General features: G+C 69.6%; 22 protein-coding genes. 10 read left to right on the top strand and 12 right to left on the bottom strand.

Going from position 1 to position 26,986, the window contains the following annotated elements; genetic code table 11:
- Positions 1 to 34 precede the first annotated feature (34 nt).
- Complete coding sequence (locus OG588_RS41190; protein ID WP_405951692.1) at positions 35 to 1,516, bottom strand: cellulase family glycosylhydrolase; 1,482 nt, start codon at positions 1,514 to 1,516, stop codon at positions 35 to 37.
- Between the two features lie 277 nt (positions 1,517 to 1,793).
- Here OG588_RS41190 and OG588_RS41185 point away from each other — a divergent pair, with 277 nt between their 5' ends.
- The 3 genes from OG588_RS41185 (at position 1,794) to OG588_RS41175 (ending at position 8,337) form a co-directional block, all read left to right on the top strand.
- Positions 1,794 to 4,712, top strand: a complete 2,919-nt coding sequence (locus tag OG588_RS41185) for a glycoside hydrolase family 48 protein (protein ID WP_405951691.1) — start codon at positions 1,794 to 1,796, stop codon at positions 4,710 to 4,712.
- A 205-nt stretch (positions 4,713 to 4,917) separates the two neighbouring features.
- Positions 4,918 to 7,581 (top strand): cellulose binding domain-containing protein, encoded by a 2,664-nt coding sequence (locus tag OG588_RS41180; protein ID WP_405951690.1) that lies wholly within the window; start codon positions 4,918 to 4,920, stop codon positions 7,579 to 7,581.
- A gap of 135 nt (positions 7,582 to 7,716) precedes the next feature.
- Positions 7,717 to 8,337 carry a hypothetical protein gene (locus OG588_RS41175; RefSeq protein ID WP_405951689.1) on the top strand — a complete coding sequence of 207 codons (621 nt, stop codon included), beginning with the start codon at positions 7,717 to 7,719 and terminating at the stop codon, positions 8,335 to 8,337.
- A 42-nt stretch (positions 8,338 to 8,379) separates the two neighbouring features.
- Here the strand turns inward: OG588_RS41175 and OG588_RS41170 are convergent, their stop codons facing one another.
- A complete protein-coding gene (locus OG588_RS41170) occupies positions 8,380 to 10,281 on the bottom strand; it encodes a rhamnogalacturonan lyase (RefSeq protein ID WP_405951688.1) in 1,902 nt (633 codons plus the stop codon).
- Positions 10,282 to 10,320: 39 nt separating this feature from the next.
- Positions 10,321 to 11,283 (bottom strand): helix-turn-helix transcriptional regulator, encoded by a 963-nt coding sequence (locus OG588_RS41165; RefSeq protein WP_405951687.1) that lies wholly within the window; start codon positions 11,281 to 11,283, stop codon positions 10,321 to 10,323.
- Positions 11,284 to 11,322: 39 nt separating this feature from the next.
- On the opposite strand from OG588_RS41165, the gene OG588_RS41160 reads away from it, so the two are divergent.
- Positions 11,323 to 11,802 (top strand): hypothetical protein, encoded by a 480-nt coding sequence (locus OG588_RS41160; protein ID WP_405951686.1) that lies wholly within the window; start codon positions 11,323 to 11,325, stop codon positions 11,800 to 11,802.
- Positions 11,799 to 12,266, top strand: a complete 468-nt coding sequence (locus OG588_RS41155) for a hypothetical protein (RefSeq protein WP_405951685.1) — start codon at positions 11,799 to 11,801, stop codon at positions 12,264 to 12,266. The genes OG588_RS41160 and OG588_RS41155 overlap by 4 nt, the downstream gene beginning before the upstream one ends.
- Here OG588_RS41155 and OG588_RS41150 read toward each other — a convergent pair.
- From OG588_RS41150 to OG588_RS41140, 3 genes are all read right to left on the bottom strand, one after another.
- Positions 12,244 to 12,993 (bottom strand): class I SAM-dependent methyltransferase, encoded by a 750-nt coding sequence (locus OG588_RS41150; protein ID WP_405951684.1) that lies wholly within the window; start codon positions 12,991 to 12,993, stop codon positions 12,244 to 12,246. The genes OG588_RS41155 and OG588_RS41150 overlap by 23 nt on opposite strands.
- A 64-nt stretch (positions 12,994 to 13,057) precedes the next feature.
- Positions 13,058 to 13,363, bottom strand: coding sequence for a 4a-hydroxytetrahydrobiopterin dehydratase (locus OG588_RS41145; protein WP_405951683.1), 306 nt, complete (start codon positions 13,361 to 13,363; stop codon positions 13,058 to 13,060).
- 184 nt (positions 13,364 to 13,547) lie between these two features.
- The gene (locus OG588_RS41140; protein WP_405953337.1) at positions 13,548 to 14,591 is read right to left on the bottom strand and encodes an ADP-ribosylglycohydrolase family protein; all 1,044 of its coding nucleotides are present in this window, start codon (positions 14,589 to 14,591) and stop codon (positions 13,548 to 13,550) included.
- A 75-nt stretch (positions 14,592 to 14,666) separates the two neighbouring features.
- On the opposite strand from OG588_RS41140, the gene OG588_RS41135 reads away from it, so the two are divergent.
- The 3 genes from OG588_RS41135 (at position 14,667) to OG588_RS41125 (ending at position 17,347) form a co-directional block, all read left to right on the top strand.
- Positions 14,667 to 15,518 carry a helix-turn-helix domain-containing protein gene (locus OG588_RS41135; protein WP_405951682.1) on the top strand — a complete coding sequence of 284 codons (852 nt, stop codon included), beginning with the start codon at positions 14,667 to 14,669 and terminating at the stop codon, positions 15,516 to 15,518.
- Between the two features lie 83 nt (positions 15,519 to 15,601).
- On the top strand, positions 15,602 to 16,465 hold the full coding sequence (locus OG588_RS41130; protein WP_405951681.1) for a helix-turn-helix domain-containing protein: 864 nt from the start codon (positions 15,602 to 15,604) through the stop codon (positions 16,463 to 16,465).
- Between the two features lie 66 nt (positions 16,466 to 16,531).
- On the top strand, positions 16,532 to 17,347 hold the full coding sequence (locus OG588_RS41125; protein ID WP_405951680.1) for an SAM-dependent methyltransferase: 816 nt from the start codon (positions 16,532 to 16,534) through the stop codon (positions 17,345 to 17,347).
- Between the two features lie 101 nt (positions 17,348 to 17,448).
- Here the strand turns inward: OG588_RS41125 and dnaK are convergent, their stop codons facing one another.
- The 6 genes from dnaK to OG588_RS41095 all read right to left on the bottom strand — a co-directional run bounded on the left by dnaK (position 17,449) and on the right by OG588_RS41095 (position 25,506).
- The gene (gene dnaK / locus OG588_RS41120; protein ID WP_405951679.1) at positions 17,449 to 19,335 is read right to left on the bottom strand and encodes a molecular chaperone DnaK; all 1,887 of its coding nucleotides are present in this window, start codon (positions 19,333 to 19,335) and stop codon (positions 17,449 to 17,451) included.
- A 116-nt stretch (positions 19,336 to 19,451) separates the two neighbouring features.
- Positions 19,452 to 19,877 (bottom strand): OsmC family peroxiredoxin, encoded by a 426-nt coding sequence (locus OG588_RS41115; RefSeq protein WP_393030047.1) that lies wholly within the window; start codon positions 19,875 to 19,877, stop codon positions 19,452 to 19,454.
- 53 nt (positions 19,878 to 19,930) lie between these two features.
- Positions 19,931 to 21,736, bottom strand: a complete 1,806-nt coding sequence (locus OG588_RS41110; protein ID WP_405951678.1) for a DUF2201 family putative metallopeptidase — start codon at positions 21,734 to 21,736, stop codon at positions 19,931 to 19,933.
- A 19-nt stretch (positions 21,737 to 21,755) separates the two neighbouring features.
- Positions 21,756 to 22,817 carry an ATP-binding protein gene (locus tag OG588_RS41105; RefSeq protein WP_405951677.1) on the bottom strand — a complete coding sequence of 354 codons (1,062 nt, stop codon included), beginning with the start codon at positions 22,815 to 22,817 and terminating at the stop codon, positions 21,756 to 21,758.
- Positions 22,818 to 22,896: 79 nt separating this feature from the next.
- Positions 22,897 to 24,972, bottom strand: a complete 2,076-nt coding sequence (locus OG588_RS41100) for a phage holin family protein (RefSeq protein ID WP_405951676.1) — start codon at positions 24,970 to 24,972, stop codon at positions 22,897 to 22,899.
- Positions 24,973 to 25,074: 102 nt separating this feature from the next.
- Positions 25,075 to 25,506, bottom strand: a complete 432-nt coding sequence (locus tag OG588_RS41095; protein WP_405951675.1) for a hypothetical protein — start codon at positions 25,504 to 25,506, stop codon at positions 25,075 to 25,077.
- A gap of 85 nt (positions 25,507 to 25,591) precedes the next feature.
- On the opposite strand from OG588_RS41095, the gene OG588_RS41090 reads away from it, so the two are divergent.
- Together OG588_RS41090 and OG588_RS41085 are read left to right on the top strand one after the other, a co-directional pair.
- Positions 25,592 to 26,365, top strand: coding sequence for an MBL fold metallo-hydrolase (locus tag OG588_RS41090; RefSeq protein ID WP_405951674.1), 774 nt, complete (start codon positions 25,592 to 25,594; stop codon positions 26,363 to 26,365).
- Positions 26,362 to 26,982, top strand: a complete 621-nt coding sequence (locus OG588_RS41085) for a DedA family protein (RefSeq protein ID WP_405951673.1) — start codon at positions 26,362 to 26,364, stop codon at positions 26,980 to 26,982. Before OG588_RS41090 ends, OG588_RS41085 begins: the two co-directional genes overlap by 4 nt.
- Positions 26,983 to 26,986 lie beyond the last annotated feature (4 nt).

The raw sequence follows: 26,986 nt of genomic DNA, 5'->3' as shown, positions 1-26,986 counted from the left end.
GGTTGCGGGTGCTGTCGGGTTTGACTGGGGGCGCCTATCCGTTGAGGGCGCGCAGATGGTCACGCAGCCCGATGCCGTACGCGGTGGGCGTACCGGCGTAGTCGGAGATCAGGGACGGACCCGCGGAACAGTCCCAGGTGTTCCAGGTCCAACCGAGATACGAGAGCCCGCGGTCGTCGAACCACTTCATGACCTGGTCGACGAAGGCGTGCGAGCAGGTGTTCTCGCCGATCTCCCCTGCCACCAGCGGTACTTGGGCCGCGACGGGGGCGAGTGTGGAGTTCCAGCAGCTCTCGGTCGCGCAGGTGTTGAAGTTGTACACGTGGTACGCGGCGACGAGATTGCCGGTCGGATCGGTGGGCTTGTACGTCAGCCACTGGCTCAGGTCGTTCGAGTACGCGAGCCCACCGGCCATGATCACGTTCTTGGCGCCGGTGGACCGTACGGAGTCGACGAGATCCTGCATACCGGCGACTTCATACCCGATGCCGGGGCAGGTCCCGCCGTCCCGCCAGCACTGCCACGCCTGGGTGGTCGTGGAGGTCGCGCGGTCCGGGTAGGGCTCGTTGAACAGGTCGAACGCGACGGCCTGGTCGCCCTTGAAGGTGCTGGCGACCGAGGACCAGAACGACGGTGTGTACTGCGCGTCGGGCATCGGCTTCTGGCAGGTGGCGTGCACGTCGGAGCAGCCCGCCGAGTTGCCGGTGTACTGGCCGTAGGTCCAGTGCAGTTCGACGATCGGCGTCATGCCGTGCGCCTCGACCTTCGCCACCAGATCCTTCACGGCGGCGATGTAGTTGGCGCCCGCGTACTCGGGCTTGATGTTCGAAAGGCCCAGCCAGCACTCCTCGTTGAGGGGAATGCGGACCGTGTTCGCCTTCCAGTCGGCGATCGCCGCGACGGCCGCGTCGTCCGCCGGTCCGTCCCAGATGCCGTAGCCCTGCACGCACATGAACTCGCCGCCGGACCGATTGACGCCGAGCAGACGGCGGTTGGTGCCGTCGGCGTCCACGAGCTTGTTCCCGGAGACGTGCAGTGCGGGTGCGGTGCCGTTGGTCGGTGGTGAGGTCGGAGGCGGCGACGTGGGTGGCGTCGGCTCCGAATCGACGTTGCAGGTCGTCCCGTTGAGCTTGAACGCGGACGGTACGGCGTTGCTCCCCGACAAGTTGGCGAGGAACCCGGCGCTGACGCTCGCGCCGGTGCCGAGCGAGCCGTTCCAGCTCTCGTTGGCCGCGGTGACCGTCGCGCCGGACTGGGACCACTTGGCGTTCCAGCCCTGGGTGACCTTCTGGCCGCCGGCGAAGTCGAAGCTCAGGCTCCAACTGCTCACCGGTGCCATGTTGTTGGTGATCTGCACTGCACCTTGGAAGCCGGTGTCCCACTGGCCGGTGACCGAGTACTCCACCGTGCACGCGGGAGTGGCGCCGGACGCCGTGACCACCGGAACGACCATGGCCCCGAGGAGGGCGGTCGCGCCGGCGACGGCTAAAAGTACTGAACGCGGGGGGTGTCGCATGAGCGAGTCCTTGCAGCTCGGACGCGTCGCACGGACGCGTCGACTGACGGATTCGCTCCCACTGGTGTCCAGGAAGGTAGCGCCAAGTGACGGTAAAGGACAGGGGAGTCACAGACTTTCGCTGACTTTCCCTCAACCCACGTCCGTCGAATCTTTTCGACTCCGTAAGCACCTTGACGGCTCTCACCCCCGTCCTCACGATGGGAGCGCTCCCACTGGTTCAAGGCTTGTTGCTGCTCCGCCCCCACTTCTCCGAGCCGCAAGGAGGAACCAGCACATGCACCCCAGAAGGAGACGCCGCGTTACGCGGAGACTCTGGACCGCTGTCGTGGCGGCCCTCGCACTTCCGGTCTCGATGCTGGCGACCGGTACAACTCCCGCGCAGGCGGCGACAGTTCAGTGCAGCGTGGACTACAAGACCAACGACTGGGGCTCCGGCTTCACCGCGGATCTGACCCTCACCAACCGGGGTACGGACGCGATCAACGGCTGGACTCTCACGTACGGCTACGCGGGCAACCAGAAGCTCAGCAACGGCTGGAACGGCACCTGGTCGCAGTCCGGCAGCGCGGTCTCGGTGACGAACGCGTCGTACAACGGGACCATCGCCGCGGGCGCGGCCGTCTCGACCGGCGCGCAGTTCAGCTACAGCGGCACCAACACCGCGCCCACCTCGTTCGCGGTCAACGGCACCACCTGTGCCGGCGCGCACCAGCCGCCGATCGCCGTGCTGACCAGCCCGAGCGCGGGCGCGATCTACACGCAGGGGGCGGCGATCCCGCTCGCGGCGACCGCGGCGGCGGCCGACAGCGCGACGATCAGCAAGGTCGAGTTCTACGACGACACGACGTTGCTCGGCACGGACACGAGCTCGCCGTACTCTCTTTCGGCCTCCGGATTGACCGTGGGCAGTCACTCGCTGGTGGCGAAGGCCTACGACAGTCTGGGCGCGTCCGGGGAGTCGACGCCGGTCGGTATCACGGTCGCTTCGGGACCCGCGGTGGTGGCGTCGCCGACCCAACTCGGCGTGCAGCAGGGGAAGTCGGGCACATACGCGGTGTCGCTGTCGACGCAGCCGGCGTCGAACGTGACCGTCACGACGGCCCGCGCGAGCGGAAACACCGGTCTGTCGGTCACCGGCGGCGGGACGCTCACCTTTACGCCGTCGAACTGGAACACCGCGCAGACGGTGACCCTCACGGCCGACGCGTCGGGCACCGGTTCGGCGTCCTTCGAGTCGACGGCGACGGGGTTCACCAAGGCGACGGTCACCGTGACGGAGCTGGCGGCGGCGAACACGTACGACGCTCGCTTCCTGGACCTCTACGGCAAGATCACCAACCCGGCGAACGGCTACTTCTCGCCCCAGGGAATCCCCTACCACTCGGTGGAGACCCTGATCGTCGAGGCGCCGGACCAGGGGCACGAGACCACGTCGGAGGCGTACAGCTATCTGCTGTGGCTACAGGCGATGTACGGCAAGGTGACGGGCGACTGGTCGAAGTTCAACGGCGCCTGGGCTCTCATGGAGAAGTACATGATCCCGACCCACGCCGACCAGCCGACGAACTCCTTCTACAACGCCTCGAAGCCGGCGACCTACGCGCCCGAGCTGGACACCCCGAACGAGTATCCGGCGAAGCTCGACCCCTCGGTGCCGGTGGGATCGGATCCGATCGCCGGTGAACTGAAAACTGCATACGGTACCGACGATGTCTACGGTATGCACTGGCTGGAGGACGTCGACAACACCTACGGCTACGGCGACACGCCGGGCGGCGGGTGTGAGGCGGGGCCGACGGCGAGCGGGCCGTCGTACATCAACACCTTCCAGCGCGGCGCGCAGGAGTCCGTGTGGGAGACCGTGCCGCAGCCGACCTGCGACGCCTTCAAGTACGGCGGTACGAACGGGTACTTGGACCTCTACACCGGTGACTCCTCGTACGCCAAGCAGTGGAAGTACACCGACGCGCCGGACGCCGACGCGCGGGCCGTGCAGGCCGCGTACTGGGCCGACGTGTGGGCGAAGGAGCAGGGCAAGGGCCCCGACGTCTCCACGACCGTCGGCAAGGCGGCGAAGATGGGCGACTATCTGCGCTACGCCATGTACGACAAGTACTTCAAGAAAATCGGCAACTGCGTCGGACCGTCCACGTGCCCGGCCGGGACCGGCAAGGACGCCTCGGACTATCTGTTGTCCTGGTACTACGCGTGGGGCGGTGCCAACGACACCAGTGCGGGGTGGGCCTGGCGCATCGGGTCCAGCCATGTGCACGGGGGGTATCAAAACCCGCTGGCTGCCTACGCGTTGAGTTCGTACGCCGATCTGAAGCCCAAGTCGACGACGGGCGCGGCGGATTGGGGTACCTCGCTGTCGCGGCAGCTGGAGTTCTACCGTTGGCTCCAGTCGAGCGAAGGCGCCATCGCCGGTGGGGCGACGAACAGTTGGCAGGGCCGCTATGCGAGTCCGCCGGCCGGGACGTCAACGTTCTACGGCATGTACTACGACCAGCAGCCCGTCTATCACGACCCGCCGTCCAACCAGTGGTTCGGGTTCCAGGCGTGGTCGATGGAGCGGGTCGCCGAGTACTACCAGCAGACGGGGAACGCGAGCGCGAAGGCGGTTCTCGACAAGTGGGTGGCCTGGGCGTTGTCCAAGACCACGATCAATCCGGACGGGACGTATCTGATTCCCTCGACGTTGCAGTGGTCGGGCCAGCCGGATACGTGGAACGCGTCAAGTCCCGGTGCCAATACGGGACTTCATGTCACCGTGGCCGACTACACCAATGACGTGGGTGTGGCCGCCGCGTATGCCAAGACGCTGACGTACTACGCCGCGAAGTCCGGTTCCGCGGCGGCGAAGACGACCGCGAAGGCGCTGCTCGACGGGATGTGGGGCAACTACCAGGACAGCCTGGGTGTCGCCGTTCCGGAGACTCGCGCGGACTACAACCGGTTCGACGACAGTGTGTATGTGCCGAGTGGGTGGAGCGGGACGATGCCGAACGGGGACGCGGTCAACTCCGCTTCTACGTTCGCCTCGTTGCGGTCCTTCTACAAGAACGATCCGGCGTGGTCGAAGATCCAGAGTTATCTGGCGGGTGGGGCTGCGCCGGTCTTCACGTATCACCGGTTCTGGGCTCAGGCGGATGTCGCCTTGGCCATGGGGTCGTATGCGGAGCTTCTTGAATAGTGCCCCTGGCGGATGCTCCGTGGGTTGAACGGTTCAGAACAGTGCCGGTCCGTTGTGGCTGGTCGCGCAGTTCCCCGCGCCCCTGAAGGGGCGCTCCAGCCGCCCGTGCTCCCACGGAGCCGGCCCATCGGCCGGGCGGCCCCCACCCGCACTGGGGGTCGCCCGGCGCTCGTGTCTCTGCTCCTCCCTCAGAGAGGAACCCACTGTGCGAAGAACCCGAACTCTCCTGGCCGTTCTGGCACTCGCGGCCGGCCTGCTTGCGGGCGGCCCGTCCGCCCTCGCCACCGACACCCCAGGCGGGACGCTCGCGGCCGACACCTACACATGGCACAACGCCCGGATCGACGGTGGCGGGTTCGTGCCCGGCATCGTCTTCAACCGGAGCGAGAAGAATCTCGCCTACGCCCGTACCGACATCGGCGGGGCCTATCGGTGGCAGGAGACGACGAAGACCTGGACGCCCTTGTTGGACTCGGTCGGGTGGGACGCGTGGGGGCACACCGGGGTGGTGAGTCTCGCGTCCGACTCCGTCGATCCGGACAAGGTGTACGCGGCTGTCGGTACGTATACGAACAGTTGGGATCCAACGAACGGGGCCGTGCTCAGGTCGGCGGACCGGGGCGGGAGTTGGCAGAAGACCGATCTGCCGTTCAAGCTCGGTGGGAACATGCCGGGGCGCGGTATGGGTGAGCGGTTGGCCGTCGATCCGCACAAGGACAGCGTGCTGTATCTGGGGGCACCGAGCGGTAAGGGGTTGTGGCGGTCCACCGACTCCGGGGTCACCTGGTCGCAGGTGGCGAACTTCCCCAACGTCGGGAACTACGTGCAGGATCCGACCGACACGAGCGGCTACGCCAGCGACAACCAGGGCATCGTGTGGGTCACCTTCGACGAGTCGACGGGTACGGCCGGCAACGCGACCAAGACGATCTATGTCGGGGTCGCCGACCAGGCCAACGCCGTGTACCGGTCGACGGACGCGGGGGCTACGTGGTCGCGGGTGGCCGGGCAGCCCACCGGGTATCTGGCGCACAAGGGTGTACTGGATGCGGTCAACGGTTATCTGTACATCGCATACAGCGACAAGGGCGGCCCGTACGACGGCGGCAAGGGGCAGGTGTGGCGGTACGCGACCGCTACCGGTACGTGGACCAACATCAGCCCGGTCGCGGAGGCCGACACCTACTACGGGTTCAGCGGACTGACCGTGGACCGGCAGCATCCCGGGACCGTGATGGCGACGGCGTACAGCTCCTGGTGGCCGGACACGCAGATCTTCCGCTCCACGGACAGCGGCGGCACCTGGACGAAGGCGTGGGACTACACGTCGTATCCCAACCGTGCGAACCGCTACACCATGGACGTGTCGTCCTCGCCCTGGCTGACCTTCGGCGCGAACCCGTCGCCGCCCGAACAGGCCCCGAAACTCGGGTGGATGACCGAGTCGCTGGAGATCGACCCGTTCGACTCGAACCGGATGATGTACGGGACGGGGGCGACGCTCTACGGCACGGAGAATCTGACGAACTGGGACAGCGGCGGCCAGTTCACCGTGAAGCCGATGGTGCAGGGGCTGGAGGAGACGGCCGTGAACGACCTCGCCGCTCCCCCGTCCGGCGGGGCCCAACTCCTCAGCGCGCTGGGCGACATCGGCGGGTTCCGGCACACGGATCTGACCAAGGTCCCCTCGATGATGTTCACTTCGCCTTCCTTCACGACGACCACGAGTCTCGACTTCGCAGAGGCCAACCCCAACACCGTTGTACGCGTGGGCAATGTGGACTCGGGAGCGCACATCGCGTTCTCGACGGACAACGGCGCCAATTGGTTCGCGGGGACCGATCCTTCGGGTGTCAGCGGGGGCGGGACCGTCGCCGCGGCGGCCGACGGGAGTCGGTTCGTATGGAGCCCGGCGGGTGCGGGGGTGCAGTACGCGACGGGTTTCGGCTCGTCCTGGGCCGCGTCCAGCGGTATCCCTGCGGGTGCGATCGTCGAGTCGGACCGGGTGGATGCCAAGGCCTTCTACGGCTTCAAGTCCGGCCGTTTCTACGTCAGTTCGGACGGCGGGGCGACCTTCACCGCGTCGGCGGGGACCGGTCTGCCCGGCGGTGACAGCGTACGCTTCAAGGCGCTGCCCGGTGCGAAGGGGGACGTCTGGCTGGCGGGTGGGGCCGGCGACGGGGCGTACGGGCTGTGGCACTCCACGGACGGGGGCGCCACCTTCGCCAAGCTCGCGAACGTCGACCAGGCCGACACCATCGGCTTCGGCAAGGCGGCGACCGGTGCCTCGTACCAGACGCTCTATGCGAGCGCGAAGATCGGCGGCGTACGCGGCATCTTCCGCTCGACCGACAAGGGCGTGACCTGGACGCGGATCAACGACGATGCGCATCAATGGGGTTGGACCGGCGCGGCGATCACCGGTGACCCGCGGGTGTACGGCCGGGTGTATGTGTCGACGAACGGCCGCGGGGTCGTCTACGGCGACTCCTCCGACGCCGGTGACGGTGGGAGCGGGGGTGGTGGAGGTACCGATCCGACGCCGACCGGCGCCTGCGTGGTGACGTACAAAATCACGAACCAGTGGACAGGCGGCTTCCAGGCCGATGTGCAACTGACGAACTCCGGCTCAACTACCTGGAGTGGTTGGGCACTTGGCTGGTCCTTTGCGGACGGGCAGCAGATCGGCCAGTTGTGGAACGCCGACTACAGCCAGTCGGGCGCGACGGTGACGACGAAGAACGTGAGCTGGAACGGGACGGTGGCCGCGGGGTCGTCGGTGGGGTTCGGGTTCACGGGGAGTTGGTCGGGGGTGAATACGAAACCGAGCGCGTTCAAGGTGGGCGATCAGAGCTGCACGGTGGCCTGACCAGGGGGGTGCGCGCTTCAGGGTGCGCACCCTCCACTCCGACGTCACAAATCGGTTACCTATTCTTCACGCACCTCACGCCACCCTTATATCGGGCGTTAAGTTCAACCCCCAACTAATCGCCAGGGGGACCCCATGTCGTACCAGCCGCCACCACCCATGCCACCCTCGTACGTCCCCGCCCCGCCACCGCCAGGTCCCAAATGGGCCCGCAAGCATGTGGCCGTCCCCGGCGCGATCGCCCTCTTCACGCTGGGCGCGCTGATCGGAGTCGCGGGCAACGGCAGTGGCGGCAGCGAGAAGACGAGTGCCGAGCCCGCCGCGACCAGAACGGTCACCGCCACCAGGACAGTCACCGCCGCGCCCAAGGCGGCCAAGGTCGAGAAGGCCGAGCCCGGGCCCACGGTCACCGTCACCAAGACCGTGAAGGCCAAGGCGACGAAGGCCGCGACGACCAGTGACGACGCGCCGTCCGGCAAGGCCCTCATCAAGGTGTGGGGCAGCGCGCCCTCCGGCGTCGACATCACCTACGGCAGTGACGGCACCAACCTCCAGGGCAAGGGCCTGCCCCTGTCGAAGACCATCAGTGTCAACAGTGACGCCCTGTACTACCAGGTCACCGCGCAGCTCCAGGGCGGCGGCAACATCCACTGCTCCATCACCATCGACGGCAAGACCAAGTCCGGTCAGGCGCAAGGCGGTTACAACATCTGCTCGGCCCAGCTGAACTCCGACTTCAGCGGCGGGTTCAGCTGAGCCGAGCGGTTCCGATCAGGTTCTCCGGCGTGTGTTCGGCTTCTACGGCGTGTACACCGTCGGCCGGGGCGCCGTCGTCATCCCGTCGCCGATGTAGAAGCTCGGGTGGGGCGGTTGGTTGTATGCGGTGTTCTGCCAGGCCAGGGCCGTGCGGTACTGGGTGTCGTGGAGCAGGGTCGTGATCCTGGTGCTCGTCTCGTACGGGGTCGAGTAGATCCGTAGCGCCGTGTTGTCCGTGGTGGGCCAGACGACCTCCTCGCGCCAGTCGCCGAGGAGGTCACCGGACAGCGACGGGGTCGCCTTGGTGGTGTTGTTGGAGTGGACACCGGAGACGGTCAGCAGGCGGGTGTCGGCGACGGTGCCGTACTTGTCGATGTGGGTGGCGTCGAGGAGTTCGCGCACCGGGTCACCGTCCCACCAGGACAGGAAGTTGGTGCTGGAGGGCTTGCGGCTCGCCACCACCGTGCCCTTCGGATCGCGGACGCCGCTCTCCGACGCCGACCAGGACTCGGCGCCCGCGCTGCCCGCCCAGATGTCCCCGGAGACACCGCGGCCGTTGTCGCCGTTGGCCGGCGTGGACCAGATGACCGCGCCGGTCTTCGCGTCGGCCATCCACGAGGACGGTTTCGAGGAGTCCTCGTCGACCTTGAACTCCTCCAGGCCCGGGCGGGAGGGGTCCAAGTCCCCTACGTGCAGGGCGTCTCCGTGGCCGTTCTTCGTGGTCCACAGGCCGGAGCCGTTGTCGTCGACGGCCATCGAGCCGTAGACGATCTCGTCCTTGCCGTCCCCGTCGACGTCCGCGATCGCCAACTGGTGGTTGCCCTGGGCGTCGTAGCCCTTGCCGGTGTTGGTCGAGGAGTTGGTGTCGAAGGTCCAGCGGCGGGTGAAGGCGCCGTTCCGCCAGTCCCAGGCTGCGATCACCGTGCGCGTGTAGTAGCCGCGCGCCATGATCAGGGAGGGACGGGAACCGTCCAAGTAGGCGGTACCGGCGAGGAATCGGTCGACCCGGTTGCCGTACGAGTCGCCCCAGGAGGAGACCGTGCCGCGCGCCGGGACGTAGTCGACGGTGCTCATCGCCTTGCCGGTCCGGCCGTTGAACATGGTCAGGTACTCGGGGCCCGACAGCACATAGCCGCTCGCATTGCGGTAGTCCGCAGCCGAGTTGCCGATGACCGTGCCTGCCCCGTCGACCGTGGCGTCGGCCGTCTTCATGGCGACCTCGGCCTTGCCGTCGCCGTCGTAGTCGTACACCTGGAACTGCGTGTAGTGCGCGCCGGAGCGGATGTTGCGGCCCAGGTCGATGCGCCACAGGCGGGTGCCGTCGAGGGTGATCCCGTCGAGGATGGTGTTCCCGGTGTAGCCGGACTGGGAGTTGTCCTTGGCGTTCGTGGGCTGCCACTTGAGGACGAAGTCGAGCCTGCCGTCGCCGTCGAGGTCGCCCACGGAGGCGTCGTTGGCCTCGTAGGTGTACGCGACTCCGTCGGGGGTCGTGCCGCCTGCGGGCGGGGTGATCGGGACGTCCTTGTAGCCGGTGCGGAGCTGGATCGCGTGGACCGAGTCGGCCTGTTCCGTGCCGCCGACGATGGCTCGGACCGTGTAGTCGGCCTGGGCGGGCGCGCCGGCGTGGAAGTAGTTCGTGGAGCCGGTGATCAGGGCGGAGTTGACCTTCGTACCGGCGCGGTAGACGTTGAAGGAGACGTCGTCGGGGTCGGTGCCGAGCCAGCGCCAGCTGACCAGGTTGCCGCTGTCCGTGTGGACGCTGACGACGCCCCGGTCGAGGGCCTCGACCTGGCGGGCGGTGGCGGCCTCCGCGGTCCCGCCGGTGGTGAGTCCGGCGAGGACCAGGGCCGCCGCGGCGGTCAGGGCGGAGAGTACGGCCCTTCGTCCGCGGGGGTGGTGGGGTGGGCGGACATGTGGGTGCACGTGCGGGTGCGGGTGGCTCACGTGGCGTACCTCCTGGGAGGACGGACGGGTTGCGTACCCTCAGTTGCCGCTGCCTGTGAGCAAGTTGCCGTACCTTTCGGCCAGTTGAGCCACCGTGTGGGCGATGCGGTCGCGCAGTTCGGGCGGTGCGAGGACCTCGATGTTCGTGCCCAGCCGCAGGAATTCGCCGTGCGCGAGCTCGACGGACTCGATCGGGACCGCCATCAGGGTCCAACCGTCCCGCTCCGTCCGCCCGTTCACCGGAACCGCACGGGCGAGGGTCACCCCCGGCGCCAGCCGGACCACCGCCTCACTGCGGTACAGGCGGTCGTGGAAGTCCCGTTGGTGGGCCGTCCAGTAGGCGGCCAGGTCGAAGCCCTCCGGACGGATGAACTCTTCGCCGGAGGCGGAGGGGGTGAGTTCGAGGATCTGGTCGACGCGGAAGGTACGCGGTCCGGGGCCGGCGACGACGTACCAGCGGCCCGCCTTCAGTACGAGGCCGTACGGCTCCAGGCGGCGCTCCACGTCGGTGGGCTCGCGCCAGCGGCGGTACATGGCATACAGGACACGGTTGTTCCATACGGCGTCGGCGACTGTATGCAGGAACGGTGTCTCGTCGGCCTCCGCGTACCAGCCCGGCGCGTCCAGGTGGAACCGGCCGCTGATCCGGTCGGCGTGCTCGCGCAGTTCGGCCGGGAGGGCCGCGCGTACCTTCAGCTGGGCGGCGGCCAGGACCGGGCCGAGGCCCAGTTCGGCGGCCGGTCCCGGCGCTCCGGCGAGGAACAGGGCTTCGGCCTCGTCCGTGGTGAGGCCGGTCAGGCGGGTGCGGTAGCCGTCGAGGAGGCGGTAGCCGCCGGCGTGGCCCGCGTCGCCGTACAACGGGACGCCCGCCGCGCTCAGTGCCTCGACGTCCCGGTAGACCGTGCGGACCGAGACCTCCAGGGCCTCGGCGAGCTGAGCGGCGGTCATCCGGCCCCGGGTCTGGAGCAGCAGGAGGATCGAGACAAGTCGGCTGGACTTCACTGACACAGGATGTCAGTGAAGTCGTCGTAGCGTCCTGCCATGCCCTTCACGGAGAAACTGCTGACCGTGCCACCGCCGATCGAGGTGGCCGGGCGGCACATCAAGCGCTACCACGTCACCGCCGACCCCGCAGGGATCGCACCCGAGGTGGAGAAGGCGGCGTACGCGATCCTGCCGGAGCTACTGCCCGAGCCGGACGGCACTCCCCCGGCGACGTTCGTCGTGCTGCATCGAGGCGGTGACGACGGTGCCTATCTGAACGCTTACAGCTGGGTGTGGGACAACGTCCTGCACTTCCGGTGCGCGTCGGCCGGCCAGCCGGTGCTGGGCTGCCCGGACCTCGACCCGACCCACTTCGTCATCCCCGACCTGCCGTGGATCGGCTGTGTCTGGGAGCTGCCGCCGATCCTGCACGAACGGGACGCCTGGGTACGGCACTTGCTCGCGCCCGAAGTCCCGGACCTCGACGCCTACTTGGCCGACTCCCTGCCCGCCGGAACCACTGGAGACCGCACATGAGCAGCCCGCATGACTTCGACTTCCTCCACGGCGAGTTGGAGGTCGCGAACCGTCGGCTCACCGACTTCCTCCAACCCGGCAGCGGCTGGGAGGAGTTCGCGGGCGCGAGCCGCTGCCTGCCGTTCTTCGACGGCGCCGCGAACGTCGACGAGATCGACATGCCGTACCTGCGGTCGAAGGGGCTGACCCTGCGGCTCTTCGACCGGGAGACCGAACAGTGGTCCCTGAACTGGTCGTCGAGCGGCACCGGGAAGCTGTTCCCGCCGGTGACCGGGCGGTTCGAGGACGGCCGGGGCGAGTTCTACGGCGACGACACGCACGACGGGAAGGATGTGCGGGTGCGGTTCGTGTGGTCGGGGGTCTCCGCGAGCGGCGCGCGCTGGGAGCAGGCGTTCTCGGTGGACGACGGGGCGAGCTGGGTGACCAACTGGACGATGGACTTCACCCGGCCGAAGGCTTCCTGAAGGCCAGGATCGTGAACTCGGGGTCCGCGCGCGGCCGTTCCTGGTCCGGGAGCGACTCGAGCTCGGCGACGAACCCCTCGGTCAGCGGTTCGCCGGGCGGCAGCTGGGTGAACCAGCCGCGTCGCAGGTCCGCGGCCGTACTGCGGGGGCTGCGGCCCTGACCGTGGCCCAGGAAGCGGGCCGTACCGGCCGGGCGGAGGCCGAACTCGGCGGCGTACGCCCGGACTTGGTCAGCGTCGTCCTGGGCGGGGCGGCGCGGGCGGGGTGCGAGGACGGCGTCGATGTCGCTGCCGACGTCGTGGGCGAGGGCCTTGTCGACCGTGGTGATGTACACGCCGCCAGGGCGCAGGACCCGCGCGCACTCCGCGATGATCGCCCTGGCGTCCTGTGGGCCGTCCACCAGATGCAGCAGCCATACGGTGGTCACCGCGTCGAACACCCCGTCGGGGAGAGGGAGTTGACGGCTGTCCGCGAGGAGTACGGAGCCCGGTACCCTCGCTGCCGCTCTGCGGACCATGGCCGGTGCGGCGTCGAGGCCCGTCACCCGGAGGCCGGGGCGGGCCGCGGCCAGGCGGCGGGTGACGATGCCGGTGCCGCAGGCCACGTCCAGGAGGCTTTGGGCGTTCCGCGGGACGAAGCCCAGTACCGCCTCGGCGGCCGCTGCGGCGCGGGGCTCACCGCCACGCGTCGCGTCGTACGCGTCGGCTTCCTTGTCGTAGTCGAGCACGCGCTTCTGCCCTGCCTCTCCCCGTCGCTGCCCGCCGCTGCCCGTCCCTCCTCTTCGGCTCCGGTCAGCCCGCGCCGTGGCCCGGGGCCAAATCCTCGACCCTGCGCGCCAGTTGGAAGTCCAGCTCGGTGATCGCGCCGCCCACGCTGTGGGTGTTCACGGTGAGGGTGACGGTGTTGTAGCCGAGGGTCAGGTCGGAGTGGTGGTCGAGTTCCTCCTGGACCTGAGCGATGTGGACGACCATCGCGGTGGCCGCGAAGTGGGAGGCGAGGCGGTACGCGCGGGTGAGGTGGTCGGTGTCCACCGACCAGCCCGGCAGTTCCGCGAGGTGGCCCTCGATCTCCTTCTGCGACAACGGGGCGACGGGCATGGCCTCGCTCCTTCCTCGGGGTTGGACTTCGGACAGGGCTTCGGGTAGGGCTTCACATCAGGCTTCGGGTGGGACTTCGAACGAGGTTCGGGTGACGTTCTCTTCAGCGTGCCACAGGCACCGTGTCACCGGCCGCGTACCGCAGGCAGGTGGCCGCGCCCCTGGTCGGAAGGGTGCCCGGCGGTCAGCCCTGTACGCACTCGGCCGCGAGATCGTCGGCGAGGGCGGCGATCGCGGCGCGGCCCTCGACCTGCTGGACCCAGCTGTGCGGCAGGCCGTGGTCGCCGTAGCGGGCGCCCAGGATGTTGCCGCAGATGGAGCCGGTGGAGTCACTGTCGCCGGAGTGGTTCACGGCCAGCAGCAGCGCGGCTTTCACGTCTCTCGCCGCGAGCGCGCTGTAGACGCCGATCGCGAGGGCCTCCTCCGCGACCCAGCCCGCGCCGAGCGACTCGACCTTCTCCTCGGTGGGCGAGCCCTCGGCGGCCAGGTCGAGGGCTGCGCGGAGGGCGGCCGAGGTCTCCTCGTGAGCGGGGTGGCGCTCCAGGAGTCGTAGCGCGCGCAGGACCGAACCTTCCAGGGAGTCCCCGGCGACCAGGTGCGCGACGATCGCGGCGAGGGCGCCCGCCGCGTAGTAGCCGGTGGGGTGGCCGTGGGTGATCTGGGCGCCGCGGGCGGCCATCTCGAAGGCACCGTCGGCCGTGTTGACCAGGCCGAAGGGGGCCGAGCGCATCACCGTGCCGCAGCCCTTGGAGTCGGGGTTGACGCGGCCGGGCTTGCCGTCGAGAGGGAGCCACGGGTCGGGCGCGTAGCTCTGGGCGACCCCGGACAGGCAGGCGTTGCCGGGGGCGCGGCGGGCGTACAGCCAGGGCTCGGCGAGCAGACCGGACGTGGCGCTGTCGCCCGGTGCGGGCTTGGACTGGGTCTCCAGCCAGCGCTCGTACGCCTCGCGCAGCAGTTGGGACCAGGCGCCGCCGATGCCCTTCTTCCGTTCCCGCGCGTGGGCCTGGATGAGCGCTTCGACGGTGAACAGGGTCATCTGGGTGTCGTCGCTGATCAGGCCCAGGGCGCCGTGGGCGCCGGGCACGTATCCCGTCACCCCGTGCCGTCCGTGGGTCGCGCGGATGCGGTCGAGGGAGGTGAACTCGATCGCGTAACCGAGGGCGTCGCCGACCGCGCCGCCCAGGAGGCAGCCGCGGACTCTGGCCCGGTACATCGCCGTGGCCCCCATGGAGTTCCCGGCGGCCTGCCCGGACGGGCTCCTCGACTCGTTCACGTGCGCTCTCCTTCGACTACGGTCGTGCGTATGACCATTGTCCCTACCGGCACCGACATCGCTGCCGCCGCCCCGGCCGGCAAGGGCGTCGGCCCCTTGTTGCGGGCCTGGCGGGAGCGGCGGCGGGTCAGTCAGCTGGAGCTGGCGTTGCGGGCCGACTCCTCGGCGCGGCACATCAGCTTCGTCGAGACGGGGCGGTCCCGGCCGAGCGAGGAGATGGTCCTACGGCTCGCCGAGCACCTGGATGTTCCCGTACGCGAGCGCAACTCCCTTCTCCTGGCGGCCGGTTACGCCCCGCACTATCCGGAAACCCCGCTGGACGACCCGGCGTTGGACGCGTTGCGCGAGGGTCTGGAGCGGTTGATCCAGGGCTACGAGCCGTATCCGGCGCTGGTGGTCGACGCCGGCTACGACGTGGTCGCGGCGAACCGGGGCATCACCATGCTCCTGGACGGCGTACCGGAGTCCCTCCTCCAACCCCCGCTCAACGCGATGCGGTTGACGCTCCACCCGCGGGGGATGGCACCACGCATCCGCAATCTGGGTGAATGGCGCGGGCACCTGCTCGCGCAGATGGAACGGCAGATCGCCCTGCACCGCTCCGAGCCGCTGCGGGCGCTGTACGAGGAGGTCGCCGCGTACCCGGCGCCCGAGAGGACTGCCGCCGGAGACGACGGAGACTCCGGAGACGAACCCTCCTCGTCCGTCCCGTACTTCGCGCTCCCGATGCGGATCGAGCACGACGGCCGGGTGCTGTCCTTCGTCTCCTCGATCTCCACGTTCAACACCCCGATGGACGTGACGGTCTCGGAGCTGGCGATCGAGACGTTCCTTCCGGCCGACCCGGCGACCGCCAAGTACCTGCACGCGCTGGGAGACTGACGAATGATCACCTCCGAACCGCTGAGACGGTGGCCGGAACATGGCACACTGCCCCCAGACTTCGGCGCGTGGGGAGGCGTGGCGTGAGTGAACGACGGCCCGCGCCCACGGTGGGCCAAGTGGTGCTGGGCAGAAGGCTGCAGGAGTTGCGTGAGGCGGCCGGCATCAAGCGCGAGGAGGCCGCGCAGGTCCTGCGAGTGGCCCCGGCGACCGTACGGCGGATGGAGATGGCCGAGGTCGCGCTGAAAGTACCGTACGTCCAGGTGCTGTTGACGACGTACGGGGTGCCCGAGGAGGAGACGGCCGCGTTCATCGCGCTCACCGAGGAGGCGAACCAGCCGGGTTGGTGGCAGCGGTTCCACGATGTGCTGCCGGAGTGGTTCAGCCTGTACGTGAGCCTGGAGGGCGCCGCCGGGCTGATCCGCTCCTACGAACCGCACTTCGTGCCGGGCCTGTTGCAGACCGAGGCCTACGCCCGTGCCGTGATGGACGCCGGGACGATCGGGCAGACCGGTCCGGAGACCATCGAGCGGCATGTGTCGCTGCGGATGGCGCGGCAGGGGCTGTTGGAACGGGACAATCCGCCGCACCTGTGGGTGATCATGGACGAGACCGTGCTGCGGCGTCCGGTGAGCATCCACGGCGAGGTGATGCGCGAACAGCTCGACAAACTCCTGGAGTTCGGCGAGCGCGACCGGGTCACGCTCCAGGTCGCCGAGTTCGAGAACGGCCCGCACCCCGGGACGTACGCGCCCTTCTCGCTGTTCCGTTTCACCGAGCCGGAGCTGCCCGACATGGTGTTCACCGAGTATCTGACCGGCGCCCTGTATCTGGACTCCCGTACGGAGGTCTCCGCGCATCTGGAGGTCCTCGACCACATGACGGCGCACGCCGCGTCCGCACAGCGCACCAAGAAGATCCTGCGGGACTACCGCGAGACCTTCTGAGCACGGTCCCGGCACCAAGAAGACCTGGACTCCCGTAGTTCGGAACTCCCGAGGAGACGACACCGCATGACCGGATCCGAAGCCGCGCCCACCCGTATCGACACCAGCCGGCCGCACCCGGCGCGGGTGTACGACTGGTGGCTCGGCGGCAAGGACAACTACCCGGTGGACGAGGAACTGGCCCGCCGGATCCTCGCCGTCGACGCCACCGCGCTGCGCGGCGCGCGGGCCAACCGCCGGTTCATGCACCGGGCGACGCGAACCACCGCCGAGGCCGGGATACGCCAGTTCCTGGACATCGGCACCGGCATCCCCACCGAGCCGAACCTGCACCAGGTGGCGCAGGGTGTCGCCCCGGACGCCAAGGTCGTGTACGCGGACAACGACCCGATCGTGCTGCGGCACGCGGAGGCCCTGCTCCACGGCTCGGCCGAGGGCAGCACCGAGTACGTGCACGCCGACGTCCGCGACCCGGACACGATCCTGCGGCTGGCCGGCGAGACCCTGGACTTCACCCAGCCGGTCGCGCTGTCGCTGGTCGCGCTCACCCACTACCTGGGCGACGCCACCGACAGCGACGACGTGTACGGCCTGATCAAGCGCTACGTCGACGTACTCGCCCCGGGCAGCTACCTGGTGATGTCGCAGGTCACCCCCGACCTCAACCCGGAGGCCATCGCGAAGGCGGCCGAGCACTTCCGCCGCAGCGGCACCCCGTTCTATCCCCGCTCCCTGGCCGAGTTCTCCCGGTTCTTCGACGGCCTGGAGCTGCTCGGCCCGGGCGTCATCTCGGTCTACGGCTGGCGCCCGGACCCGGAGGACGTGGCGGCCCAGGCGGAGGGCATCGTGCCCCTGTACGGCGGGGTCGCCCGCAAGGCCTGACCCCTACGCCCGCGGGCTCTGACCCGTACGGCTGCGGTGAACGGGTGCGCTCCCCCGCCCCGCCCCGGGTTCGACACCGTGGGCGGGCAAGGGAGCGCAGGTTACGCGGCGCCGCCCTTCGTGTCCCGTTCGTCGTCGACGATCTCCGCGTCGACGACACCTTCCTCCTCATCGTGCTGCCGCGCGGAGTCGGGTTCCTCCTCGGTGTGCTCCGCCTGCTCCGTGGGTGACTGCTGCGCGGCCTGCGCGTACATCGCCTGGCCCATCCGCTGGCTGACTGTCGCGAGTTTCTCCACGCCGGTGCGCAACTCGGCGGTGTCGGCGTTGTGTTCAAGGAGGGACTTCAGTTCCGTGGCCGCCGACTCGACCTCGGTCCTGATGTCGGCCTGGACACGTTCCTCGTTCTCGTGGATGAACTTCTCGGTCTGGTAGACGAGTTGCTCGGCCTGGTTGCGGGTCTCGGCGGCCTCGCGGCGCTTGCGGTCCTCGTCCGCGTACTGTTCGGCCTCCCGCATCATGCGGTCGATGTCGTCCTTGGCCAGGGCGGAGCCGCCGGTGACGGTCATCTTCTGTTCGCGGCCGGTCGCCAGGTCCTTCGCCGAGACATGCATGATTCCGTTGGCGTCGATGTCGAAGGCGACCTCGATCTGCGGGACCCCGCGCGGCGCGGGCGGCAGGCCTGTGAGGTCGAAGACGCCCAACTTCTTGTTGTACGCGGCGATTTCACGCTCGCCCTGGTAGACCTGGATGCCGACCGAGGGCTGGTTGTCGGTGGCGGTGGTGAAGATCTCCGAACGCCGGGTCGGGATGGTCGTGTTGCGTTCGATGAGCTTCGTCATGATGCCGCCCTTGGTCTCGATGCCCAGGGACAGCGGGGTGACGTCGAGGAGCAGGACGTCCTTCACGTCGCCGCGGATGACCCCGGCCTGGAGGGCGGCGCCGAGGGCCACGACCTCGTCGGGGTTGACGCCCTTGTGCGGGTCCTTGCCGGTGAGTTCCTTGACGAGGTCGGTGACGGCGGGCATCCGGGTCGAGCCGCCGACGAGGATGACGTGGTCGACCGCGGAGAGCTTGATGCCCGCGTCCTTGACCGCCTGGTGGAAGGGGTTCTTGCAACGGTCCAAGAGGTCGGCGGTGAGTTCCTGGAACCCGGCGCGGGTCAGCTTCTCGTCGAGGTGCAGCGGGCCGTCGGCGGAGGCGGTGATGTAGGGCAGGTTGATCGTCGTCTCGGAGGACGAGGACAGCTCGATCTTCGCCTTCTCGGCGCCCTCGCGCAGGCGTTGGAGCGCCATCTTGTCCTTGCCGAGGTCGATGCCGTACTGCCCCTGGAACTTCTTGACCAGCAAGTCGACGACCCGTTGGTCCCAGTCGTCGCCGCCGAGATGGGTGTCGCCGTTGGTGGCCTTGACCTCAATGACGCCGTCGCCGATCTCCAGCAACGACACGTCGAAGGTGCCGCCGCCGAGGTCGAAGACCAGCACGGTCTGCTCCTCGCCCCGGTCCAGGCCGTAGGCGAGCGCGGCGGCGGTCGGTTCGTTGATGATGCGCAGGACCTTGAGGCCCGCGATCTCGCCGGCCTCCTTGGTGGCCTGGCGCTGGGAGTCGTCGAAGTAGGCGGGGACGGTGATCACGGCGTCGGTGACGTCCTCGCCGAGATAGGCCTCCGCGTCCCGCTTGAGTTTCTGCAGCACGCGCGCCGACAACTCCTGGGCGCGGTACCGCGTCCCGTCGATGGCGCCCGTGTCCGGGAAGCGCCAACTCGTGTCGCCCATATGCCGTTTGACCGAGCGCGCGGTGCGCTCGATGTTCGTCACGGCCTGCCGTTTGGCGACCTCGCCGACGAGCACCTCGCCGTTCTTGGCGAAGGCCACGACCGAGGGTGTGGTCCTCGCCCCCTCGGCGTTGGCCACCACCGTGGCCTCGCCGCCCTCCAGCACCGCGACCACCGAGTTCGTGGTCCCCAGATCGATCCCGACCGCACGTCCCATCGCCGTCCCCTTCCGCCAGGCGCTGCCCGATCTCCAGCTGAGAACTTGAGTGCGGGAATGTCAATGCCGCACCCGTTTTTCCGGGCGCGGCATCGAGACGGGAGGGAAAGCGGGGGTCAGGCGGATTCCACCGTCAGCGTGATCGTCGTACCCGTGAGGGCCTGGCTGACCGGGCAGTTCTTCTTGGCGTCCTCGGCGGCGGCGGCGAAGCCGGCCGCGTCCAGGCCGGGGACCTCGCCGCGGACGGTGAGGTGGATGCCGGTGATGCCCTCGCCGGGCTGGAAGGTGACGTCGGCCTTGGTCTCCAGGCGGGTGGGCGGGGTGCCCGCGCCGGTCAGGCCGTGGGAGAGCGCCATGGAGAAGCAGCTGGAGTGGGCGGCGGCGATCAGTTCCTCGGGGCTGGTCTTGCCGTTGGCGTCCTCGGCGCGCGAGGCCCACGTCACCGGCTGCACACCGATGCCTGACGAGTCGAAGGTGACCTCGCCGCTGCCCTTGATGAGTTCGCCTTCCCAGACGGTGTGTGCGGTGCGCGTGGTTGCCACGATGTTTCCTTTCGACGCGGATGTCGTTCGAACCCATCCGATCACATTCCGCTTCAGCGCACCCGGAAGACCGGCCCACGGGCGGTGAACGGCAGGCGAGCACTCTGCGGTATCAGATAGGCGTGTTCGCGCCGCACCCGCAGGGTGTCGCACATGCCGTCCGTGATGACGAGGATCGGCGCGCCCGGCGGGAAGTCGTCCGCGCGGTGCAGCAGGTCGATCCCGGGTTGCAGGACGGTGCCGCCGCGCCCGTGCACGCGCACCCGGCCGGCGATGTCCGTGACCGGCACATAGCCCGCGTCGTGCGGGGCCGCGTCGCAGAACACGACCCGAGCGGCCGGTACGTCACGGGCCTCGGCGTACGAGGCGATCGCGCCCAGTGCCTTGCCGAGGAGGGTGCGGTCCATGGAGCCGGAGGTGTCGAGGACGACCCCGAAGGTGCAGCGGGCGATCTCCTCCGGCGGGAAATAGTGGCCCGCGCGCGGGATGTCGGGGGTGGAGGACTGGCGGCGCGAGGGGCGGGCGTACGACCGTACGGGCTCCGGTCGCGGCACGAACTCGTCGAACCAGCGGGCGAGTTGGGCGTCCCACGGCAGCGGCGGATGGCTGAGCGCGCGGATCTCCTCGACCAACCCGCCGGGCAGGAAGCCCCGTTCGTGCTGCTGGTGCAGGTCGAGGCCGCGGGCGAGGCCGCGCCGGTAGAACTCGTCGAGGTCCACGTAGTCGCGCGGGCTGCCGAGCGGGCCGCCGAGGATGTCGCCCACGCCCTTCCCGCGCAGGGTGGCCAGGCGGCGCATCCGGCGCAGGTCGCCGGCGATCCGGTCGTAGACCTCCTCGGCGGAGAGGTCCTTCAACTCCGGGTCGTACAGCAGGCCTTCGGGCATCGTGCCGACGTCCATCTCGCACAGCCAGCCGTTGATGACGTAGTCGGCGGCGATGTTGAAGAGGAAGGGGTCGCGGGTGCCGCAGCGGTCGCCGTGGCGCAGGGCGGCGTGCAGCATCTCGTGGGCGAGGACGAACCGCCATTCCTCGTCGTCGAATTGACGCAGCGGGTTGATGTAGATCTCGGCTGCCTCGGTGTCGACGGCGGCGACGGAGATGCCGTGGGCGCGGGCGAGTTCGGCGTCGGCGACGACCTTGATGCCGGCCGCGATGCCGCCGAGGAGCGGGTAGGAGGAGACGAACCAGCTCAACGCCCGTTCCCAGGGCTGGAGTCGGGTCGGGCCGCCGTACATCGAGTCGCGGCGTCCGCCCGCCATGTCCATCGCGACGGACATGGTCCGGGTGAGCGCGCTCGCGAAGGCGATCTGCCAGTCCACGGGCTTCCCTGGCCAGCCGCGCCAGGGCACGAGCCGCTGATCGGGGGCGCCGCCGGCCGTGCCGCAGTGTTCGTAGGCGGCCGGGATGCCGCCCCGGCGCCAGCGGGCCGCGAGCTGCTCCTCGTCGCCCGAGGGGTAGGAGGCGGGCAGGTCCTCGGGGGTGCGGCCGACGGGGAAGGTGAGCAGGAAGCGGTTGACGACGACGCAGCGGGCGGCGAGGTCGAAGCGGTCGGGCTGTTCGCGTTCGCCGTGTGCGCCGGGGACGTGTCCGAAGCCGAGGTGGATGAGCCCGTGGGCGATCGCCCAGGCCCATTCGGCGGGTTCGGCGAGCCGGGTGGCGTGCGCGTGGAGATACCCGTTGGAGTTGACCAGCACGAGTCCGTCGTGGGGCGCGGCCGGGCACTCCTCGTCCCGGCACAGCTCGAAGTCGATCGCGGCGAGCGCGGGGTTGGCCCACACGAGCTTCAGCCCCGCCGTGAACGCCTCGGTCGCCGGGTCGGGCTTCTTCTTCTCGGGGTCCTTCTTGCGAGTACGGCTCACCGCGGCTCCCGCGTGGGACTCATCGGCGCGCCTCCACCAGCCGGGGCATGTCCCGGGCCGCCTCCACCAGGAACCAGGCCGGGAGGACCGGGTTGCCGTCGTCGTCCGAGGCGATGACGCTCTGGGCCACTTCGACCGAGATCTCGGCAAGTTGGACGAGCAGCGACTTGGCGCGGTACGCGGTCTGGCGGCCGTTCGCCGACAAGTGCTCCTTGCTGGCCGGGAGTTCCTTGATGAGGCGCCCGCGGAAGGACTCGGCGAGGTAGTAGAGCAGGTCGCGGTCCTCCGTGCGGCCCGGCCAACGAGCGTCGCCCCTGAGGACGGCCTCGATGCCGAAGCGGCTGCGCACGATCTTGACGTAACCGCAGAACGCGACCGCGTGGGCGGGCGTCAGCGTGCCGTGCGCGATCACTTTCAGGGTGTCCTCGTCGAGGTCGGGCCCGAAGGAGCCCAGCGCGTCGGAGAGCATGTGCCAGGAACGGGGCGTGGAGAAGGGTTCCTCGGTCTTCGGCGGCTTGGACCACAGGTGGTCGGGCCGGTCGGTGAGGTGGTCCAGGATCCACGGGTGAATCCCGTTGGCGGCGGCCCAGTTGAGCCAGTCCTTGGGCGACGCCTCCAGGTGGACGTGGGTGAGCCGGTTGATCAGCGCGGACGCGATCGGCCGGGCCAGCGCGTTGTCGGTCGCCCGGTTCCCGGCACCGATCACGATGGAACCCTTGGGCAGTTCGTAATTCCCGATACGGCGGTCCAGGATCAGCGAGTAGAACGCCTTCTGCACATCCGGTGTGGCCGCGTTGAGTTCATCGAGGAACAGGCAGTACGGCTCGTCCCGCGCGATCGCCTCCGGCGGACAGAACACCGACCGGCCGTCCCGGATCTGCGGCACCCCGATCAGGTCCTCGGGCGCGAGCTGCGTACCGAGCAGACTCACGCACTCCAGACCCAGCGACTCGGCGAACTCCCGCACCAGGGACGACTTTCCGATGCCGGGCGCGCCCCAGATGAAGACGGGCCGGACGGTCGCGAGGCCGAGCAGCAGTTCGGGGATACGGGCGGGCGTGACAGTGACGGCAGCCTGCAAAGCAGCAGCTCCTGAAGGAGGTTCGAGGTGGGGAGACTCCAACAGTGTGTGCTTACGGCCGACCCGGCGCAGCCGATTTTCAGGCGGCCCGCTCCGACTGCTCGTCCGTCAGCGGCACTTGGGGCCCGTTGCACTCGCGCAGCCACCGCCGCAGAACCTGGTGGACGTGCTCGGCGCCGACGAGGTCCTCACCGTCGTCGACCGGTGCGGAGAACACGTGCGGCGACAGCAGGAACGGCTTGCCCTGCGCACCGCCGAGGCCGCCGTGCGAGCCGATCTGCTCCTCGAAGGCGAGGACTTCGCCCTCGGCGGGGTCGTACCAGGAGTTGACCATGATGTCGGCGGTGTGCGGGAAGGAGTGGGTGCGCCGGACGGCGTCCGCGACACCGGGTCCGAAGTCCGCCAACGGGCCCTGTTTGTCGTCGAGTTCGGCCACCGGGAGTTCGGCACCGTGCGCCCCCAGTACGACCCCTCCGTGCTCCTCGCTTCGTACGAGGACGAAGCCGACGCCGGGGTGGTTGGCGAGGGTCGTCAGCAGTGCCGGATGCCGGGCGTCGATCTCCTCCTTGGTCATGCGGTGCGGGACGTCCGGGAAGGAGACCAGGCCGAGGTTGCCGGAGGCCAGCACGACCGGCTCCGAGTGGCGGCCGGGGTGGCGGTGCGGCTCGTCCTTCTCCTCGACCGGCCGGCGCAGCGCGGCGCGGACGGCGGCGCGGGCCTCGGCGCCGCTGTGGGTGCGGCGGGCCCGGCGCGGCACGGGCAGCCCGCAGCCCGCGCGCACCAGGTCGCCGAGGGTGAGGCCGTAGCGGCCCTGGAAGGTCTCGCCGGGGCTCTGGCCGTGGTCGGAGAGGACGACGATGCGGTACGGGCGCGGGGCGTGCTCGGCGACGTTCTCGATCAACGCGATGGAACGGTCCAAGCGCTGGAGCACCTTGGCGGCGTCGCGGCTGCGCGGTCCGGAGTGGTGGGCGACCTCGTCGTAGGCCACGAGGTCGGCGTAGACGGCGGTGCGGCCGGCCAGCATGTCGCCCATGACGGCGGCGACGACGACGTCCCGTTCGATGACGGTCGCGAAGGCACGGATGAGGGGGTAGAGGCCGCCGCGCTTGATCCGGGGGCGCTGCTTGGTGAGGCGGGAGCGGGTCGACTGGCCGATCTCGCGGCCGACCTCGGCGACGAAGGACATCGCGGTGCGGACGGCGTTGGCCGGGTCGGAGAAGTAGGCGAAGTAGCCCGCGCGGGAACGGTTCTCGCGGCCCCGGCGGCGAATGGCGATGGACAGCACGAGGGCCTGTTCGTCGGCGCCGCCGCTGAACAGGTTGCCGCGGCTGGCGCCGTCGAGCGTGAGGAGACCGCCGTCGCCGGTGAACTCGACGGCGCGGCGCTGGAGTTCGGCGGCGCTGGTCGGGCGGTTGCAGACCATCACCTCGCCGGTGTCCTTCTCGTACCAGCGGAACGCGGGAATGTCGTGGTTGGAGCCGTGCAGGATGCCGAGCTGGCTGGCGCCGGTCTGGCTGGACCAGTCGGTGCGCCACGGGGTGAGGCGGTGGGTCGGGCGGTCGCCGCCGAGGAGCTTCGCGACCGTCGGCATCAGGCCCTTGGCCACCGCGCCGAGCAGCACGTCGTGGCCGACGCCGTCGAGCTGGAGGAAGACGGTACCGGGGCTGGACGGGCCGGGCGGCATGGCTCTTCGGCGGCGGTCGGCGAGGCGGTAGAGGCGGCGGCGGTAGGCGTCGTCGTCGCGCACGGCGAGGGCACCGCCGGTCGCGGAGGCGACGGCGGACATCACGGCGGCCACGACCACGGCGGTCTCGGGGGCGACCTGGCCGCGCAGCCCGCCGTCCGGATTGATCCGCAGGGCGATCAGCAGCAGCGACCCGTTGAGCACGAACACGAGAAGACCGAGCACGAGCGCGGGAACGAGCAACAACAGCCGCACCAGCAGCGGCCACACGAGGGCCGACAGCAGACCGAAAGCACCGGCGCCGAACGCGGCCGTGACACCGATCCGGGTCGCGCTGTCACCGTCTGCCGACTGGAGCTTGAAGTCCGGCAGGATCCCGGCGAGCACCAGCATGGTGACCGTGGAGACCGCCCACACCGCGACACTGCGCCCGATCTGACTGGCGAGCCGCCGCCAACGCGCTCCACCCACGCCCCGTACACCTCACGTCCCTGGCCCGACGACCTGGCGGGCCTGTCCCCAGCCTGTCATACGGGACGCGGGGACCCCGGAGCGAGCAGCGGGGCCCCGGAACTAGCGGCCGTCGTAGCCCGCCGTCGGCATGGACAGCCGTCGGTGCACGCTGGCCTTCATCTGGGCGTCGTAGCAGGGTTCCGCGCGGCCGACCGTCTCGATCCGCACCCCGCGTCGCGCACACTCGTCGGTGAACTCGTCGACGGAGGACAGCGCGCTCTCCAGGACCCGGCGGCTGGGGGCGACGAACAGGTCGAGGCCGGGGCGGACGCCGTCCCACAGGGCGGAGTGGTCGGGGCGCAGCCCGCGCACCAGAAGCTCGCGGGCGATCACATAGCCGTGGTCGGCGGCCCAGCGGGCGCACATCGCGTGCTGGCTGCGGGAGTCGACCAGGAAGGGGTCGTCGTCCAGCTCCTCCAGCGGCGTCAGGCTGGCGATCGCCGTGACCCGCAGCCGCGAGCGCATACCCGAGGCACCGCGTACCTGTCCCATGGCGTCCCCCTCACCTCCGGGTTTCGCCGCCGACCCTACTCCTGCCCGTAGGCTTCGGGGGAGTCGCGCGAAGGAGGCAAAGAAGGTGCCGGTGGAGATCACCTGGTGGGGTCACGCCACCTGCACGATCGAGGACTCGGACACGCGCGTCCTCACCGACCCCCTGTTCGCGCGCCGACTCGCACATCTACGACGCCGTCGGGGCGCGGTGCCGCCGCCCGAGGCCCATCGCGCGGACCTGGCGCTCGTCTCCCACCTCCACGCCGACCACCTGCACCTTCCCTCGCTCGGCGCCCTGGCCCCGGGCACGCGCCTGCTCGTGCCCCGGGGCGCACTCCGCGCGGTGCCCGGACTGCGCCGGCTACGGCAGCTGCGGATCGACGAGGTGTCCCCCGGCGACCAGACGATGGTCGGTGACCTGGTCGTACGGGCCGTCCCCGCACGGCACGACGGACGCCGGCTGCCGGTCGGCCCGCACCGCTCCCCCGCGCTGGGTTACGTCGTCGAGGGCGAGGCGCGCACCTACTTCGCCGGGGACACCGGGCTCTTCGACGACATGGCCAAGGAGGTCGGGCCGGTCGACGTGGCGCTGCTGCCGGTGGGCGGCTGGGGGCCGTATCTCGGCGAGGGGCATCTGGACGCGGGGCGCGCGGCCCAGGCCCTCGTCCGGCTCTCGCCGCGCAGTGCGGTGCCGGTGCACTACGGCACGTACTGGCCGATCGGGATGGACGCGGTGCGCCCGCACGAATTCCACACGCCGGGCGACGAGTTCGTGCGGATCGCCGCCCAACTCGCGCCCTCGGTTGCGGTGCACCGGCTGGGGCACGGGGAGAGCGTGCGGCCGGAGGTCGCCCGGTGAGCTGGATCGCGGCCGCTACGGCCACGACATCGCCCGAATCCGCTCAACAGGCCATCGGTTACCCGTCGTTGTTCCTGCTGGTGCTGTTCGGGGCGCTGGTGCCGGTGATTCCGACGGGGGCGCTGGTGAGTTCGGCGGCCGTGGTCGCCTTTCACCAGACGGCGCCGTTCGCGATGGCGTTGGTCTTCGTCACGGCTTCGCTGGCCGCGTTTCTCGGGGACGTCGCGTTGTACTGGCTGGGGCGGCGGGGGATGGGGTCCAAGAACGGGTCGCGGTGGTTGGAGGCGATTCGGGCGCGGGCCCCGGAGGAGCGGCTCGCGCAGGCGCAGGCGAAGTTGGCCGACCATGGGGTCGCCGTGTTGGTGCTGTCCCGGTTGGTGCCGGCCGGGCGTATTCCGGTGATGTTGGCTTGCCTCATGGCGGAGTGGCCGATCCGCCGGTTCGCCCGGGGGAATGCGCCCGCGTGTCTGGCGTGGGCGGTGACGTACCAGCTGATCGGCATCCTTGGCGGGTCGCTGTTTCCCGAGCCTTGGGAAGGTGTGGTGGCGGCGGTTGTGTTGACCGTGGTGATCAGTGTCGCGCCTAGTTTGTGGCGGCGGGTTCGGACTGCCAGTTGAGGGG

The organism is Streptomyces prunicolor, from assembly GCF_045162825.1.
GTDB classification, from domain to species: domain Bacteria; phylum Actinomycetota; class Actinomycetes; order Streptomycetales; family Streptomycetaceae; genus Streptomyces; species Streptomyces prunicolor.
This window is presented reverse-complemented; position numbering and strand designations above follow the sequence as displayed.